Origin of the sequence: Chroococcus sp. FPU101 (assembly GCF_017312365.1) — a bacterium.
Lineage (GTDB): Bacteria > Cyanobacteriota > Cyanobacteriia > Cyanobacteriales > Microcystaceae > Chroococcus.
Genome location: NZ_BLJI01000008.1, coordinates 22,808 through 38,409, shown reverse-complemented (window position 1 = coordinate 38,409; position 15,602 = coordinate 22,808). Strand labels below are relative to the sequence as shown.

Below are 15,602 nucleotides of genomic sequence, written 5' to 3'. Positions count from 1 at the left end.
TTAAGCTGTGTACTATGTCAAACAGCAACTCAATCCGAATTCGTGGCGCAAGACAACATAATTTAAAAAATGTTGATTTAGAATTACCCAGAGATCAACTCATTGTATTTACTGGGGTATCAGGTTCGGGTAAATCCTCTCTAGCCTTTGATACGATATTTGCAGAGGGACAAAGACGCTATGTCGAGTCTCTGAGTGCCTATGCAAGACAGTTTTTAGGACAACTCGATAAACCCGATGTGGATGCCATTGAGGGGTTAAGTCCAGCCATTTCCATCGATCAAAAATCGACCTCACATAACCCGCGTTCAACCGTCGGAACAGTTACAGAAATTTACGACTATTTTCGCCTATTATTTGGTCGGGCGGGTGAACCTCATTGTCCGATTTGCGATCGCAATATCGCTCCTCAAACCATTGATGAAATGTGCGATCGTATTTTAGAACTGAGCGATCGTACCCGTTTTCAAATTCTTTCGCCAGTAGTGCGAGGCAAAAAAGGAACCCATAAACAATTACTATCTAGTCTAGCGTCCCAAGGTTTTGCCAGAATCAGGATTAATGGAGAAGTCAGAGAATTAACCGACTCTATCGAACTCGAAAAAAACCAAAGCCATCATATTGAGATTGTTATTGATCGACTGATTAAAAAAGAAGGCATTCAAGAAAGATTAGTAGACTCTTTAAGCACGTGTTTAAAACAGTCTAACGGATTAGCGGTTATTGAAATTTTACCCGACGAAACAGCAGAAAATCAAACCCAAGAGATTGTCTTTTCAGAAAACTTCGCCTGTCCTGAACATGGTGCAGTGATGGAAGAATTATCCCCTCGTTTATTTTCCTTTAATTCTCCCTATGGTGCCTGTTCTAATTGTCACGGTTTAGGAACTTTTAAAACTTTTTCGGCTGAATTAATTATCCCTGATCCTGGACAACCCGTTTACTCTGCGATCGCGCCTTGGTCAGATAAAGACAATTCCTATTATTTATCACTGTTATATAGTGTTAGTCAAGCCTATGGATTTGAATTACAAACCCCTTGGAAAATCTTAACCAAAGAACAACAAAACATTTTATTACATGGCAGTGATGAGCCGATTTATTTTGAGGATGACTCTCGCTACAACTCTGGTAAAGGCTATCATAAAAAGTTTGCAGGAATTTTAAACATTTTAGATAGAAGTTATCAGGAAAGTACTTCAGAAATCGTTAAACAAAAATTAGAAAAATATATTGTCAATCAGCCTTGTGATGTTTGCCAAGGAAAACGACTAAAACCCGAAGCTTTAGCGGTTCGTTTAGGACAATATCGTATTACTGATTTATCAAGTGTGCCAATTCGAGATTGTTTAGACAGAAGTAAACATTTAAACCTAACGACTCGACAAGCATTAATTGGAGAATTAGCCATCAAAGAAATTAAAGCAAGATTACAATTTCTTATTGATGTGGGTTTAGATTATCTGACATTAGATCGGGCAGCAATGACATTATCGGGTGGAGAATCACAGCGAATTCGTCTTGCTACACAAATCGGTGCAGGTTTAACGGGTGTGCTTTATGTCTTAGATGAACCAAGTATCGGCTTACATCAAAGAGATAATGGCAAACTGTTAGAAACTCTTAAAAAACTTCGAGATATTGGAAATACTTTAATTGTCGTCGAACACGATGAAGAAACGATTCGCGCTGCTGATTATTTAGTTGATATTGGGCCAAAAGCAGGGATACATGGCGGTGAGATTATCTGTCAAGGCGATTTACAAACTTTACTCGAAGCGAAAGAATCTTTAACGGGGGCTTATTTATCAGGTAGACAAGTCATTGGTACCCCCAGTCAACGACGCGATGGTAATGGATATTCACTAATTTTAGAAAACTGTCACGAAAATAATTTAAAAAATCTTGATGTCGAAATTCCTCTAGGAAAACTGGTTAGTATCACTGGAGTTTCAGGTTCGGGAAAATCGACTCTAATCAATGAACTCCTCTATCCTTCACTACAACATCATTTAACCCGACAAGTTCCTTTTCCGAAACAATTGGGGAAAGTTAAGGGTTTAGATGCGGTTGATAAAGTGATTATTATTGATCAATCTCCGATTGGTAGAACCCCTCGATCTAATCCTGCGACTTATACTGGCGTTTTTGATGTGATTCGAGAAATTTTTACCCAATCTGTCGAAGCAAAAGCAAGAGGATATCAAGCAGGTCGATTTTCTTTTAATGTTAAAGGGGGAAGATGTGAAGCGTGTTCTGGACAAGGTGTTAATGTCATTGAAATGAATTTTTTACCCGATGTTTATGTCCAATGTGAAGTCTGTAAAGGGGCTAGATATAACCGAGAAACCTTACAAGTCAAGTATAAAGGTTTTTCGATCGCGGATGTTTTAAACATGACGGTAGAAGAAGCTTTAGACGTTTTCCAAAACATTCCCAAAGCAGTTAATCGTCTACAAACGTTGGTGGATGTGGGTTTAGGTTATTGTAAACTCGGACAAAGTGCGCCCACCCTCTCAGGAGGAGAAGCACAACGGGTAAAACTAGCTGCTGAGTTATCACGTCGTCCTACTGGTAAAACGCTATATCTCATCGATGAACCGACAACAGGTTTATCATTTTATGATGTGCATCACTTATTGAATGTTTTACAGCGTCTTGTAGATAAAGGTAATTCGATTATTGTCATTGAACACAATTTAGATGTCATTCGCTGTTCAGATTGGGTGATTGACTTAGGGCCAGAAGGAGGCGATAAAGGAGGAGAACTCGTAGCCGTTGGTACACCCGAAACCATCGCCAAAAACCCAAAATCCTATACAGGAAAGTATCTTAAAGAAGTTCTAAAACAATATCCATCTGCAAAATCAGATTAAACACCGCTTCGTCCTTCAAAATAACCTGATTCAATAAAGTGACGAGTCGCTGCCGTTAAATCTCCGCCAAAAACCGCCTGTAAATCCGAGTAACGATTCAGATAGTTAACTGGATTAAAACTCGTTGTAGAACGGTTTTCAATTAAGGCACCACGATTGATGTAGTGTATCGTTCCCTCTAGCAAATTGTAACTCAAAGCTTGGATTAAATCTGGATTGGAGGCAATATAACGATCGGCTTCAAAAGAGATTAAAGAGCGTCCAGGTTCTTGATAACCCAATTGTATATAATGCTGGGTTGCTGCGCCCAGATTGAGTCCAAACGCTCCAATTAAATCACGATTAGAAGCTAGATAACGCAATTCATCGAATGAGTCTGGACTTCTCGACTCAAAAAACCCAGATTGTACATAATGACGGGTAATTTCTGTAAAATTGTATCCAAAAACACCGATTAAATCTACATTAGATGCTACATACTGAGTCGGATCGAAAGCAAATAAGGAACGGTTTTCAAAATATCCCGATTGCATATAATGTTGAGTCGCACCCGCAGGATCAAGACGGAATACTGGAATTAAATCAGGATTTGATGCCGTATAACGCAATTCATCGAATAAGTCTGGACTTCTGCCCTCTAAGCGTCCAATATCTTGATAATGCTGATTGAGAGCGGGTAAATTATAGCCAATATTGACGATCAAATCGGGATAGGAAGCCCCATATTGTGCAGGATCGATCGCTTGTTGAACAATAATATTATAAGTGCCTTCACTTCCTGCGGCTCCTCCTGCCCCTGTAATCGGATCATAGTTACGTGCTTCAAGACTTGCACCATTAACCCCGATGACATAAGGGGTACCTGCAAATAAATCAACTCGTAAGACACTTCCTCTAATATTACTCGCCTCATTATCATTAACAGCCAGTTCATTCCCATTAATATCAAACAGACGTAAGAAAGTATCAGCCCCGAATTCTTCATTCGCATCAACTCGAATCTCAACTTTACCCGTGATGTTAGGAGTAAAACGGTAAATATCTACATCCGTCGCCCCTGTAACTAAACCATTATCTTTACCCAATTCAGAAAAGAGTTTTTGATAAAAAGATAGGGTTTGTACCGCACCATAATTAACTGCATTATCCGAAAGAACGATCACATCTGATAAGGGACGCAGACGACTATTAAAGGTATATTCACCCGTATCACCACCCGTACCACTACCGAGGGCAAAGGGATCAAAATTATTGTTTCCGTATCCCGTGACTGCGACATAATAATCTTGATTGGCAGCAATGGGATATTGAATCAGTGGATTAAGATCTAGAGATGAGCGATCATCATCGAGGGCTAATTGATTTCCATTTGCATCGTAAATAAAGGCGACACTATCAATAGGATTACTGATAGAAGAAGCAATATCAATTTCTAAAATTCCTGTACTTGCCGAACGAACTTTTACAAAATCAACATCTTTGTCACCAACATCAGATAATCCTCCTGTTACTGGATCACCATCGGCTCCGATCGTCCCAGCACGATTTACAATGGGTAAACTAGTATCTGAAATCGCTTGGGTAATGCTGCCATTAAGATCATTATTAACAAAAGTTACGTTTAATTGATATTGTCCACCATCTCCACTATTACGACGACCGTTTAATGTGGTGGGATCGTAATCACTATTAAAATAATCTGAAACACCAATATAGTAGACATCACCTCTATCAACCGTTCCCGCGACAAAACTATCGGTTTCGTGTCCGTTAAAGAATTGTCGATCAAAGGGATCTTCAAAAACGAGATTAGGGTATGAAAAGTCGGTAAATTCTGTCAGATTTCCTGCTCGATCATAGGATAAATCATCATCACTATCGACTAAAAGATTACCATTTTCATCGAAAACACGTAAAAATGAATCAACATAATCATTGTTATACGGCGTATCAATATCGACAAATAAAGTACCGTTATCGGGTACTACAATTTTAAATAAATCGACATCCGCGACACCAACGGGTACACCATAATCAGCACCAATTAAACCATCGAAGACTAAGGGATCTTGAGTGCTTCCTAAATTAACATCAACTGCACCACTTAATAACCCATTGGGATCAGCATTATTGAGACTAAACTGTAAAGAATAATTTCCTGTTTCTCCCCCGACACCACTTCCCGCGACACTTGGGTTATAACTCCTATTATTAAATCCACTTACACCAACATAATAGGTACCTGTATTTAAAGCGGCTTGAATCGTCGAAAAGGTATTTGTCCCATTATCATCATTAAAAGCGATTTCCGCACCATTACTATCAAAAAGACGTAATTGAGTATTAAAATCGGCTGGATTATTGGGATTAGTGCCTAAAGCAATCGTAACGTTTCCAGGTGAAACGAGTTGAAACCGATAAATATCGACATCGGTATTACCAATATTGGTCGAAAGTCCATCAATTCCAATTGAACCTAAAATTGGATTGACGGGAGAACCATCTAACGTCGGGCCGATAATTGCACCGACAAACGTTCCATTGGCATCACCTGAACCGCCTCCTGGTGGGGGTGGGGTAATATTACCAAAGCGGTTTTTAATTTCTGTAATCGCCCGATAGACATTTAAACGTGGATAGGAAACATTCGTATTTTGGACGTTATCATCTTCATCGTCTCCATCATAAATACTATCGGCAGTTCCTCGCATTATTTCTACAACTTCCGAGGGTGCCAGCAATCGTCCTCCAAACTGTAGCGCGGCTTCTTGCATTAGTGCCACTGCACCCGCGACGTGGGGGGATGCCATTGAAGTACCTGCTAGGTTATTTTGTCCTCCCCCTGGATAAGTGCTATTAATAAAAGCCCCAGGTCAAATATGGTGTTATTAGCAACTAGACGCTGTGAAAAACTGGTAACACGATCGGTTCCTGTAGTATAGTCGATCGCACCACTGCCAAATGAAACTCCTTGATTAACTCCATCTTGCCAAACGGCACCGACGGCGAGGGTACTGTAAATCGCTGGTGCGCCATAATTTTGATATTCGTTGTTTTTAAAAGAGTTTCCCCCTGCTGAAACAACTGTTACACCAATTTCCTCTAGTCTACGAATGTCATCGGATAATATATCGCCTTGAACTTGGTTAGGTGAGGAGTAAAAGCCACTTCCCAAGGACATATTAACGACGACAATGTTGTATTGCTGGCGGTTATTATAGACCCATTCTAAAGCCTCTTCAATGTCTGAATTCGATGCCCCGCCTCCGTTTTGAAAGACTTGTAAGCCAATTAATCCCACCTGTGGGGCTACACCGATATTTTCATCAACTGCACCGACGGTTCCTGATACGTGTGTACCATGTCCTTCGTTATCGACTGGATTGTCACCACCATTGACGAAATCAACACCCGTTCGGTAGTGGGGTTGTAGTAATGGATGATTTCGATCTAATCCCGTATCAATGACTACAGCAGTTAACCCACTGCCATCGATTCCCGCAAATTGGGGATCATTTCGTAATTGAGTTAAACCAATCAGATCAAAGGCAGGGTTTACCCCTGGGGTTGCTTGTTCGATTTGGATTTCTTGCCCATCTATATTTACTGTATACTGATCGTCCTCTTGAGCAATCCGATTTTGTGTTGCTGTGTCTAAAGTTTGTCCTTGTATGATCGCAGCAAAAAGTTCTCCTTCATCTCCCGGTGTATCGACACGATTGAGTTGAGAATCGATGTAATGACCTGTTTCTTCGAGTAAAACGGCTGCAATTGCTTGATAATTGTTAATATTTTCGGCAATAAATTCTTGCGATAAATAGATGGTATTAGTTTGTTGAGCATAGGCACCTAAAGCGTTATTAATCTGACTTTGGGCGACAATTTCTAGAGAAAATGCCCTTTGTCGCGTTAGGGCTTGAAAAATGGCTTGGGCTGTTGTATCTTGGATTTGATGACCAAAAATATAACGAAGATCGGTATTAAAATCGCCGCTTAAACTAAAGTTCCACAATAGGTTTTGTGCTGTAGCGAAGGCCTTTTCTAAAGTGGTTGTTGAGTTATTAGTATTTAAGTTTTGCTCTAAAAGGCTAGACATTGCTATTAATAACCTGATAAGTTTCTCTGTCTAGCTTATCAGGTTACTTCAAAATTGATTTTAAAAAAATGTTAATCTTTAAAAACGCGCCATGATGGAGACGCGCTTTATTTAGACTCCCAGTTTTTCTAACATTAATTTAGAACCTTTAACGCTATTGGGAATGGGAATTGGATAATCACCATTAAAACAAGCAGAACAAAAACTATTTGGATCTTTGCCTGTTGCTTCTAACATACCGCACCAACTTAAATAGGCGAGTGAATCGACTTCGATTTGTTGAGCAATTTCTTCAACCGTTTTAGTTGCGGCAATTAATTGTGATTGATTATCGGTGTCAATACCATAGAAACAAGGATGGGTGACGGGTGGCGAGGAAATTCGCATATGAACTTCGGTTGCCCCTGCTTCTCGTAAGGCTCTTACTATTTTACGGCTGGTGGTTCCTCTGACGATTGAATCATCAACAATAATCACGCGTTTTCCATTGAGAACATCTTTAAGGGGATTTAATTTCATCCGTATCCCGTGTTCTCTCATGTGTTGCGTTGGTTGAATAAAAGTACGTCCCACATAACGATTTTTAATGAGTCCTTCACCATAACGAATTCCTGAGACTTCCGAAAATCCAATCGCCGCAGGAATTCCCGAATCTGGAACACCCATCACTAAATCGGCATCTACATAGGATTCTTTGGCGAGTTGTTCTCCCAAACGAATACGATAGGTATATAAGCTCTCGTCGTGCATGATGCTATCAGGACGAGCAAAATAAATCATTTCAAAAATACAAAGTTTTCGTTCTGATTGGGCCCAATATTGCGAGGTGATGCCCTCTTCAGTAATCCAAACCAGTTCCCCCGGTTCAATATCTCGAATATATGTAGCACTGATAATATCTAAACCACAGGTTTCAGAAGCTAAAACATAACGGGTTTTTCCGTCGTCTGTTTCGATTTCGCCAAGTACCAGTGGGCGTACTCCGTTTGGATCTCTTGTCCCAATTAATCCAGAGGGTGTCCCAATGACTAAACTATAGGCTCCTGAACAGAGTTTAAAGGCATTAACCGCCGCCTCTAGCCAATCTTGTCCGCTATTGACCTCTTGTGCGATCGCTACGGCAATCATTTCTGAGTCGGTTGTTGTCTCAAAATCACAGCCCCGTTTTTCTAGGGTTTGACGAAGCTCTAAGGTATTGACTAAATTACCATTATGTGCTAGAGCAAGAGTTCCTAGACGAGTTTCAACGACAGCCGGTTGAGCATTGGCCCGATGACTTGATCCTGTCGTCGAGTAGCGAGTGTGACCAACAGCCAAATCACCTGGCAAGGTTTTTAAGATATCTTCTTTAAAAACTTGAGACACTAGCCCCATGTTTTTGTAACAGTGTACAGTGTCTCCTTCAAAAGTGGCAATCCCCGCCGATTCTTGACCCCGATGCTGTAGGGCATACAAACCAAAATAGGCTAATTTAGCAACCTCTTCTTCTGGGGCATAAACACCAAAGACCCCGCAAGCTTCCTCGGGCTTGTCGGATGAATTGATGGAACAAGGTTCAAGTGAAAACTCATCGTAAGCAGTCATGGGATCAAGTAGCTCTTATAGGGAGCCGATAGGGGTTGCTATATAGATCTATAGATTAATGGATTCAAGAAAATTTAACTAATCTTAATATTCCTTTAATCCGATTATATCAGCAATCTTAAGGCGATCACACAAAGACATAGAACATAAAACATCTTGATTAGGAACCATATCTGCGTTTTTCTCTAGCAATCATTCTCGCTGCAATAATACCGCCGATAAAACCGAATAGATGTCCCTGCCAAGATATCCCCGGTTGAGAGGGTAAGACACCCCATACCGTTCCCCCATACAACACACCTACTACAAGTGAGAGCAGAATCGAAGCGAAATTACGCTGAAAATAACCTCTTAATAACAAAAATCCTAAATAGCCAAAAATTAAAATACTTGCTCCGATATGAATTGAACCTGGAACACCAAAAAACCAAACACCCAAACCACCTACGAGCATGGTGATTCCAGTAACAATAAAAAAATCACTGGTTTCTTGTAACATCACCAACCAACCCAAAATAACAAACGGGATTGAATTAGCAATTAAATGATTAAAATTACCATGTAAAAACGGTGCCAATAAAATTCCTCGTAAGCCGATTATATTGTGTGGAATAATTCCATAAACGTCAAGCCGACCACGAAAAACAAAACGATCTAAAATTTCTACAATCCAAAAAATACCTAAAAAACTACCTAAAATTGTGACTTGGTTTTTAAATTCTTGATGAATTGAATTTTTTAAGGGACGGCTCATATCAATTGGTTCAATGAGGTAGGTCGTCTCTATTCTATCTTGCCTCTTAAAACAACGACTAGATCTTAAGAACTTGACATCATCTCTTGATGTATTATACTTGTAATATACAACAGTATTAAATATATGCCTTACAAAACGTTAGATATGCAGACAGCATCACCGATTCTGTCATGGGCGGGTCATGACTTAGCCCCCCATGAAACCCAGATGGCGAAAAATGTTGCTTCTCTGCCCTTTGTTTACAAACACGTCGCTTTAATGCCCGATGTTCACCTTGGAAAAGGTGCTTTAGTCGGTTCAGTCATTGCGACAAAAGATGCCGTCATTCCCGCAGCCGTTGGAGTAGACGTGGGTTGCGGTGTCGCTGCTCTAAAATTACCGTTTCATGCTGACCAATTAGAAGGTAAGTTAAAGAAAATCCGTTTGGATGTTGAAGCTGCTATTCCTGTTGGTTTTGATGAAAATAAAGAAATCGAAAAAAATGTGACTAACTGGTTAGGTTGGCAACAATTTAAAAATTTACACAAAGGAGTACAAAACTTAGACAAAAAAGCGATTAAACAATTAGGTTCTCTCGGTGGTGGCAACCACTTTATTGAGCTTTGTTTAGATACCGATGACCAAGTGTGGTTAATGTTACATTCAGGTTCACGGGGTATTGGAAATCAGCTTGCTCAGTGTCATATTTCAACCGCAAAAAATCTAGCTAAGTTAGCAGAAATTAAATTAAATGATCCTGATTTATCTTATTTCGTGGCGGGTACTTCTGAATTTGAGGCCTATTGGCGTGATTTACAATGGGCGCAAAACTATGCCCGAATGAACCGAGAAATTATGATGGCGCGGTTTAAACAGATTGTCGAAAAACATTTAGCAGGTGGCAAACCAACTCAACCGATTTTATCTGTCAATTGTCATCATAATTATGCCGAAAAAGAACAACATTTTGGTGAAGATGTTTATGTGACTCGAAAAGGTGCGGTACGTGCTAGAGAAACGGATTACGGAATTATTCCTGGTTCAATGGGAGCCAAATCATACATTATTAAAGGAAAAGGTAATACCGATAGTTTCTGTTCTTGCGCTCACGGTGCAGGGCGTTTGATGTCTCGAACTCAAGCTAAAAAACACTTTTCTTTAGATGATTTGATTCAGCAAACTGAAGGGGTGGAATGTCGTAAAGATTATAAAATTATTGACGAAATTCCAGGAGCTTATAAACCCATTGAACAAGTGATGAATCAACAAGCGGATTTAGTCGAAATTGTGGCTACGCTTAAACAAGTGATGTGTGTTAAAGGATAGTTATTGAGGTGATTGTTAGAACATTAAGACTGCCAGAAAATAAATTCTCTGATGGTCTTATAAACTAATTAAATTACCTTTCATCATTCACTGGGAATTATTAATCATCTTTCTCTAAATCAGTACAAAAAAAGGTGAGCCTAACCCACCTCATCTTTTGATTAAATTTTTTCTTTACTTCCTGACATCCAAGATTTGAGGAGCCATGACGGGAGCAGAAAAAGAAATTAAACTGGCTGTTCTTGAGGTTTCTTTTTGTTTTACTACCACTGGAAGATTAGCACGAACCTTAGCCGCTACTTCTACGGTTTTCAAATCATAGGTACTCATGGCTAATTTTGGATATAAACCAATGCCAATAATGGGCAGTAATAAGCAAACTGTGATAAAAATCTCACGAGGTTTAGCATCAATGGAAAACCCATCTAAAACTAGATTAGAATTTTCTTTACCATAGAAAACCACTCGTAACATCGATAATAGATAAATCGGAGTCAGAATTAAACCCACCGCCGTTAGGAAAATAACAACGACTTTGAAAGTAGAACTATAAACATCACTGTTAGCAACTCCCAAAAATACCGTTAATTCTGAGACAAAACCACTCATTCCAGGTAATGCGAGTGATGCCATTGATGCTACTGTAAATAGCGCGAAAATCTTCGGCATTTGTTTCGCTAACCCTCCCATTTCATCCATCATTAAAGTATGAGTCCGTTCATAAGCACTACCGCACAGGAAAAACAAAGCCGCCGCAATCAAACCATGAGATAACATTTGTAGTACGGCTCCATTCATGCCTATTTCAGTGAACGAAGCAATACCAATCAAAACGAAACCCATATGGGAGATAGAAGAAGAAGCAAGACGGCGTTTTAAGTTCGTTTGTCCAAAAGCAGCAAAAGCACCATAAACAACATTAATCACACCTAAAATCACTAACAAGGGTGCAAATTTAATATGAGCATGGGGTAATAGTTCGATATTCATCCGAATTAAGCCGTAACCCCCCATCTTTAAGAGAACGCCCGCTAAAATCATTGAAACGGGTGCTGAAGCTTCACTGTGAGCATCAGGTAACCAAGTATGTAGGGGGAAAATTGGAAGTTTTACGCCAAAAGCAATTAAAAATCCTGCATAAGCCAACATTTCTAAGCCGAGTGGGTATTCTTTTAGACCTAACTCAGCCATATCAAAGGTAAAGTGATTACCATAGAAGGCTAACCCAAGAGCCGCCACTAGAATAAAAATAGAAGCAAGTGCAGTGTATAAAATAAATTTAGTCGCAGCATAGAGGCGTTTTTGACCACCCCAGATAGAAATTAAGATATAAACGGGAACTAATTCAAGTTCCCACATCAAGAAAAATAATAATAAGTCTCGTGCCGCAAAAACCCCAATCTGTGCGCTATAGAGAACGAGCATTAGAAAATAAAATAGTTTGGGTTTACGTTCAATTTTCCAAGAGGCTAACAACGCTAAAGTTGAGATTAAGCCAGATAAGACAATTAAAGGCATTGACACACCATCAACACCTAAAGACCAATTTAAGCCGATTTGAGGAACCCAAGCATAAGTTTCTCTAAGCTGAAATTGAGTGTTGGTGATGTCGTAGTTACTCCAAAACCCATTAATAATAAGAGCAAAATTGATTAAACCAATCAACAAAGCATACCAGCGAGTCGTTTTACCTTCCTTGTCTGGTATTAGAGGAATGGCAAAAGCCGCAACTAAAGGAAAAAAGATAATGGCTGTTAACCAAGGAATTTGAAAACCGTTCATAAAATTGAATGACTAGGAAATAATACTTAGTCTTTTTGTTTTCTATTATATTAACATTTGTTAAGTTTTGCGAAGATTGTAAAGATTAAGATTTTAGGTTTAAAACCATAACCAAAAGTGAATCTAAAAATATTAATAAATAGATTTAATTCTATAGTATTATTTAATATTTCTATATTTTTGAAAATTACAGCGATTTAAAACGTAGTTAAATCAATGAATTGAGGTCGTTTTTAAGAAAAAGACTTTGCTTTTCTTATGTAAGTAAGTCATTCTAAAGATGGAGAAGAATTAATAGCTAAAGGTAGAGTAAAAGGACGTAAATGATTGGTTATTGTAGAAATCAGCGATCTTTAAGATCTTTAAACCAATCAAAAAGCTTTATAAAAAGTTCGGAGGAATATCATGAACATTAAACGTTTTTCACTAGCTCGGATTCTAATTGTATTCCTAGCTGGTCTAGTTTTAATGGTTAATACAGCTTGTAGTCAAACCCCTTCTGGAAATACCTATTCATCTTCTAAAGTTTCTGATGAGCAGATGACTGATGATAATACCAGTCCCAATGCTTCTTCTACTAATCCCTATTCGGCACAACCCACTAAACATGATGCCACTACCTCATCGGCAAACTATCCCCTTGAAAAAATTCAAGCTAAACAAATGAAAGAAGCTTACTCGCAGACCGATGAGCTAAAACCCGACACCATGAATAATTTTAAAGATACTGTACCAGGAGAAGAGAAAACTGGAGATAAAGCAAATTATTTAGTTGAACAAGCCAAAAAGAATTTAGATAGACGTGCCGCTACTCCCCCACAAGCAGTCGAAAATCTTAAAGAAACAGCTTCAGCTAATAAAGTAGGCGATAAAATCAATCAATATGGTGAATCATTGAATAATACAGCATCAGGTGTCGCCGAAGGAGCCAAAAAAGGATTTGAAAATCTAAAACAAAACGTTAAATCAGCAGCAGATGACGTTTCTGATAATATTCGCTAATCGAAACAAGTTTGATCGTTCAATCGTTCAAAAGTAGCAGTTTAGGCGCAGGAGTAAGTAGACGTTCTTTAATCAGACGCATCTTACTCCTCTTTTTATGTCTTTCGATAGATAAGATAGTTTCTGATCTATGCCTTTAGACAATTACACAAACATTTCTTAAGCGTGATTGAGAAACTAGCTCTACGTCCTAAATTAAAACTATACTCTTTGTATCGCACAAAGCGAAAAACCAAATTTAAAATATTTAGGAATACACCCATGATTCAACGTGGTTCTAAGGTCAGAGTTCTTCGTAAAGAATCCTACTGGTTTAATGATGTAGGAACTGTTGCTTCTGTAGATAAAGGAACAGGTATCTTATATCCCATTATTGTTCGTTTTGATAAAATCAATTATGCAGGCGTAAATACCAATAACTTCTCATTTAATGAAGTAGACGAAGTGGGCGCACCGACTGAAAAATCGAAGCGCACCACAGCTACTTCTAGCGGACGCGATACACCCATTGAACCCATCGCCCGCAGAACAGGTCAAGGTGAGATGACCAGTCGAGGCGAAGTCCGTCCTGGTGCAGAAGCAGAAGCCCCTGGCGTAGATACAACTGCCAAGGAAGGATCACCTAATCAGGGTACAGATGCCCGTTAGGTTGTTTTTAGCCCCTCTTTAGGGGCTTTTTAAATATGAAGTAAATACTATTAGTAAATATTATGTCTAGCGATCAACAAACCTTACAACCCCCCCCAGCATCAAGAACAGCAACCAGGACTAGAATCGGAAATGACACCGAGTCCTAAATCTGATGATGCTCAATATCAAGGTAGTGGCAAACTACAAAATAAAGTCGCTCTGATTACAGGTGGTGATAGTGGGATTGGTCGAGCCGTCGCAATCGCATATGCTAAAGAAGGTGCAGATGTCGCAATTGTTTATCTTAATGAAGATGAAGACGCTCAAAAAACCAAACAACTTGTAGAAGAAATCGGCCAACAATGTCTTACTATAGCGGGTGATATTGGCCATGAATCCTTTTGTATACAAGCCGTTGAAAAAACCGTTGATGAACTAGGACAACTTGATATCCTCGTTAATAATGCAGCCGAACAACACCCCCAAGAAAGCATTGAAAAAATTAGTGCCGAACAATTAGAACGAACCTTCCGTACAAACATCTTTTCGATGTTTTATTTAACTAAAGCCGCTTTACCCCACCTCAAAAAAGGTAGTGCGATTATTAATACAACCTCGGTCACTGCTTATAAAGGCAGTCCCGAACTACTAGACTATTCTTCAACCAAAGGTGCGATCGTTGCTTTTACCCGTTCCTTATCTCAATCATTAGTCGAAAAAGGAATTAGAGTCAATGGAGTGGCACCCGGCCCCATTTGGACACCCTTAATTCCCTCCACATTCCCTGAAGATAAAGTCGCCAACTTCGGGAAACAAGTCCCTATGCAACGCGCAGGACAACCCGAAGAAATTGCCCCAAGCTACGTCTTTTTAGCTTCTGATGACTCGTCTTACTTCGCAGGACAAATTTTACATCCCAATGGGGGAACCGTTGTTAATAGTTAAGCACATCGGGTTAAAGACGTAATAGAAAGTGCGTCTTTAATCTGTTTTCAGGATTTTTTGTTCGATTTGAGCCAGTAACCCGCGACAAGCATCTAAGAGCAAATCCAAAACGCGATCAAAGCCTTCTTTTCCTCCATAATACGGATCAGGAACTTCTTTTATTGAATGATGAGTTGCATAGTCACACATCATTTTGACCTTATCTCGATACTTTCCCTGTCGATCAAACGCCAGAATATTATGATAATTCTCTTGATCCATCGCCAGAATTAGGTCAAACTCTTCAAAATCCGACGGCTTAAACTGGCGAGCTACCCCCTGCATTGGTATTCCGCGACGAACCGCAGCCGTGCTCATCCGCGAATCAGGCGATGAACCGATGTGATAACTAGAGGTACCTGCCGAGTCACAAATAATTTGATCACTCAAATTAGCTTGTTTGATAAGATGATTCATGATATTCTCCCCAGCAGGAGAACGACAGATATTACCTAAACAGACAAATAGTAACTTATAAGCCATGAAATTTACTTTATTTTTATACAGTCACCGATTATAGCGAGATTTATCATGACAAAGTATCAGGGAGCAATCCTTGCCATCAATTCGTCATAAGATAATCAGA

11 protein-coding genes are annotated in these 15,602 nt (G+C 39.3%); 5 read left to right on the top strand and 6 right to left on the bottom strand.

Going from position 1 to position 15,602, the window contains the following annotated elements; genetic code table 11:
• Positions 1 to 14 precede the first annotated feature (14 nt).
• Positions 15 to 2,876 carry an excinuclease ABC subunit UvrA gene (gene uvrA / locus CFPU101_RS09655; protein ID WP_206815148.1) on the top strand — a complete coding sequence of 954 codons (2,862 nt, stop codon included), beginning with the start codon at positions 15 to 17 and terminating at the stop codon, positions 2,874 to 2,876.
• Here uvrA and CFPU101_RS09650 read toward each other — a convergent pair.
• The 4 genes from CFPU101_RS09650 to CFPU101_RS09635 all read right to left on the bottom strand — a co-directional run bounded on the left by CFPU101_RS09650 (position 2,873) and on the right by CFPU101_RS09635 (position 9,310).
• Positions 2,873 to 5,686: a pre-peptidase C-terminal domain-containing protein gene (locus CFPU101_RS09650; protein ID WP_206815147.1), complete on the bottom strand. Its 2,814-nt coding sequence runs from the start codon at positions 5,684 to 5,686 to the stop codon at positions 2,873 to 2,875. The genes uvrA and CFPU101_RS09650 overlap by 4 nt on opposite strands.
• A gap of 11 nt (positions 5,687 to 5,697) precedes the next feature.
• On the bottom strand, positions 5,698 to 6,972 hold the full coding sequence (locus CFPU101_RS09645; protein WP_206815146.1) for a S8 family serine peptidase: 1,275 nt from the start codon (positions 6,970 to 6,972) through the stop codon (positions 5,698 to 5,700).
• A gap of 111 nt (positions 6,973 to 7,083) precedes the next feature.
• Positions 7,084 to 8,556 carry an amidophosphoribosyltransferase gene (gene purF, locus CFPU101_RS09640; RefSeq protein WP_206815145.1) on the bottom strand — a complete coding sequence of 491 codons (1,473 nt, stop codon included), beginning with the start codon at positions 8,554 to 8,556 and terminating at the stop codon, positions 7,084 to 7,086.
• 160 nt (positions 8,557 to 8,716) lie between these two features.
• Positions 8,717 to 9,310: a rhomboid family intramembrane serine protease gene (locus CFPU101_RS09635; RefSeq protein ID WP_206815144.1), complete on the bottom strand. Its 594-nt coding sequence runs from the start codon at positions 9,308 to 9,310 to the stop codon at positions 8,717 to 8,719.
• Between the two features lie 126 nt (positions 9,311 to 9,436).
• On the opposite strand from CFPU101_RS09635, the gene CFPU101_RS09630 reads away from it, so the two are divergent.
• Positions 9,437 to 10,618: an RtcB family protein gene (locus CFPU101_RS09630; protein WP_206815143.1), complete on the top strand. Its 1,182-nt coding sequence runs from the start codon at positions 9,437 to 9,439 to the stop codon at positions 10,616 to 10,618.
• A gap of 174 nt (positions 10,619 to 10,792) precedes the next feature.
• On the opposite strand, the gene CFPU101_RS09625 is transcribed toward CFPU101_RS09630, so the two are convergent.
• Positions 10,793 to 12,400, bottom strand: a complete 1,608-nt coding sequence (locus tag CFPU101_RS09625; protein WP_206815142.1) for an NAD(P)H-quinone oxidoreductase subunit 4 — start codon at positions 12,398 to 12,400, stop codon at positions 10,793 to 10,795.
• Positions 12,401 to 12,805: 405 nt separating this feature from the next.
• On the opposite strand from CFPU101_RS09625, the gene CFPU101_RS09620 reads away from it, so the two are divergent.
• The 3 genes from CFPU101_RS09620 (at position 12,806) to CFPU101_RS09610 (ending at position 14,977) form a co-directional block, all read left to right on the top strand.
• On the top strand, positions 12,806 to 13,402 hold the full coding sequence (locus CFPU101_RS09620) for a hypothetical protein (RefSeq protein WP_206815141.1): 597 nt from the start codon (positions 12,806 to 12,808) through the stop codon (positions 13,400 to 13,402).
• A gap of 261 nt (positions 13,403 to 13,663) precedes the next feature.
• Positions 13,664 to 14,050 carry a photosystem I reaction center subunit IV gene (locus CFPU101_RS26250; protein WP_206815140.1) on the top strand — a complete coding sequence of 129 codons (387 nt, stop codon included), beginning with the start codon at positions 13,664 to 13,666 and terminating at the stop codon, positions 14,048 to 14,050.
• A 72-nt stretch (positions 14,051 to 14,122) separates the two neighbouring features.
• Positions 14,123 to 14,977 carry an SDR family oxidoreductase gene (locus tag CFPU101_RS09610; protein ID WP_277988742.1) on the top strand — a complete coding sequence of 285 codons (855 nt, stop codon included), beginning with the start codon at positions 14,123 to 14,125 and terminating at the stop codon, positions 14,975 to 14,977.
• Between the two features lie 36 nt (positions 14,978 to 15,013).
• Here the strand turns inward: CFPU101_RS09610 and CFPU101_RS09605 are convergent, their stop codons facing one another.
• On the bottom strand, positions 15,014 to 15,499 hold the full coding sequence (locus CFPU101_RS09605) for a low molecular weight protein-tyrosine-phosphatase (protein ID WP_206815139.1): 486 nt from the start codon (positions 15,497 to 15,499) through the stop codon (positions 15,014 to 15,016).
• Positions 15,500 to 15,602: the final 103 nt, after the last annotated feature.

Excerpts from the sequence above, each read along its gene's own strand:
- CFPU101_RS09650 (WP_206815147.1), bottom strand. The coding sequence starts at position 5,686 with ATGGCATCCCCCCACGTCGCGGGTGCAGTGGCACTAATGCAAGAAGCC.
- CFPU101_RS26250 (WP_206815140.1), top strand. The coding sequence starts at position 13,664 with ATGATTCAACGTGGTTCTAAGGTCAGAGTTCTTCGTAAAGAATCCTAC.
- CFPU101_RS09620 (WP_206815141.1), top strand. The coding sequence starts at position 12,806 with ATGAACATTAAACGTTTTTCACTAGCTCGGATTCTAATTGTATTCCTA.
- CFPU101_RS09645 (WP_206815146.1), bottom strand. The coding sequence starts at position 6,972 with ATGTCTAGCCTTTTAGAGCAAAACTTAAATACTAATAACTCAACAACC.
- CFPU101_RS09630 (WP_206815143.1), top strand. The coding sequence starts at position 9,437 with ATGCCTTACAAAACGTTAGATATGCAGACAGCATCACCGATTCTGTCA.
- uvrA (WP_206815148.1), top strand. The coding sequence starts at position 15 with ATGTCAAACAGCAACTCAATCCGAATTCGTGGCGCAAGACAACATAAT.
- CFPU101_RS09625 (WP_206815142.1), bottom strand. The coding sequence starts at position 12,400 with ATGAACGGTTTTCAAATTCCTTGGTTAACAGCCATTATCTTTTTTCCT.
- purF (WP_206815145.1), bottom strand. The coding sequence starts at position 8,556 with ATGACTGCTTACGATGAGTTTTCACTTGAACCTTGTTCCATCAATTCA.
- CFPU101_RS09605 (WP_206815139.1), bottom strand. The coding sequence starts at position 15,499 with ATGGCTTATAAGTTACTATTTGTCTGTTTAGGTAATATCTGTCGTTCT.
- CFPU101_RS09635 (WP_206815144.1), bottom strand. The coding sequence starts at position 9,310 with ATGAGCCGTCCCTTAAAAAATTCAATTCATCAAGAATTTAAAAACCAA.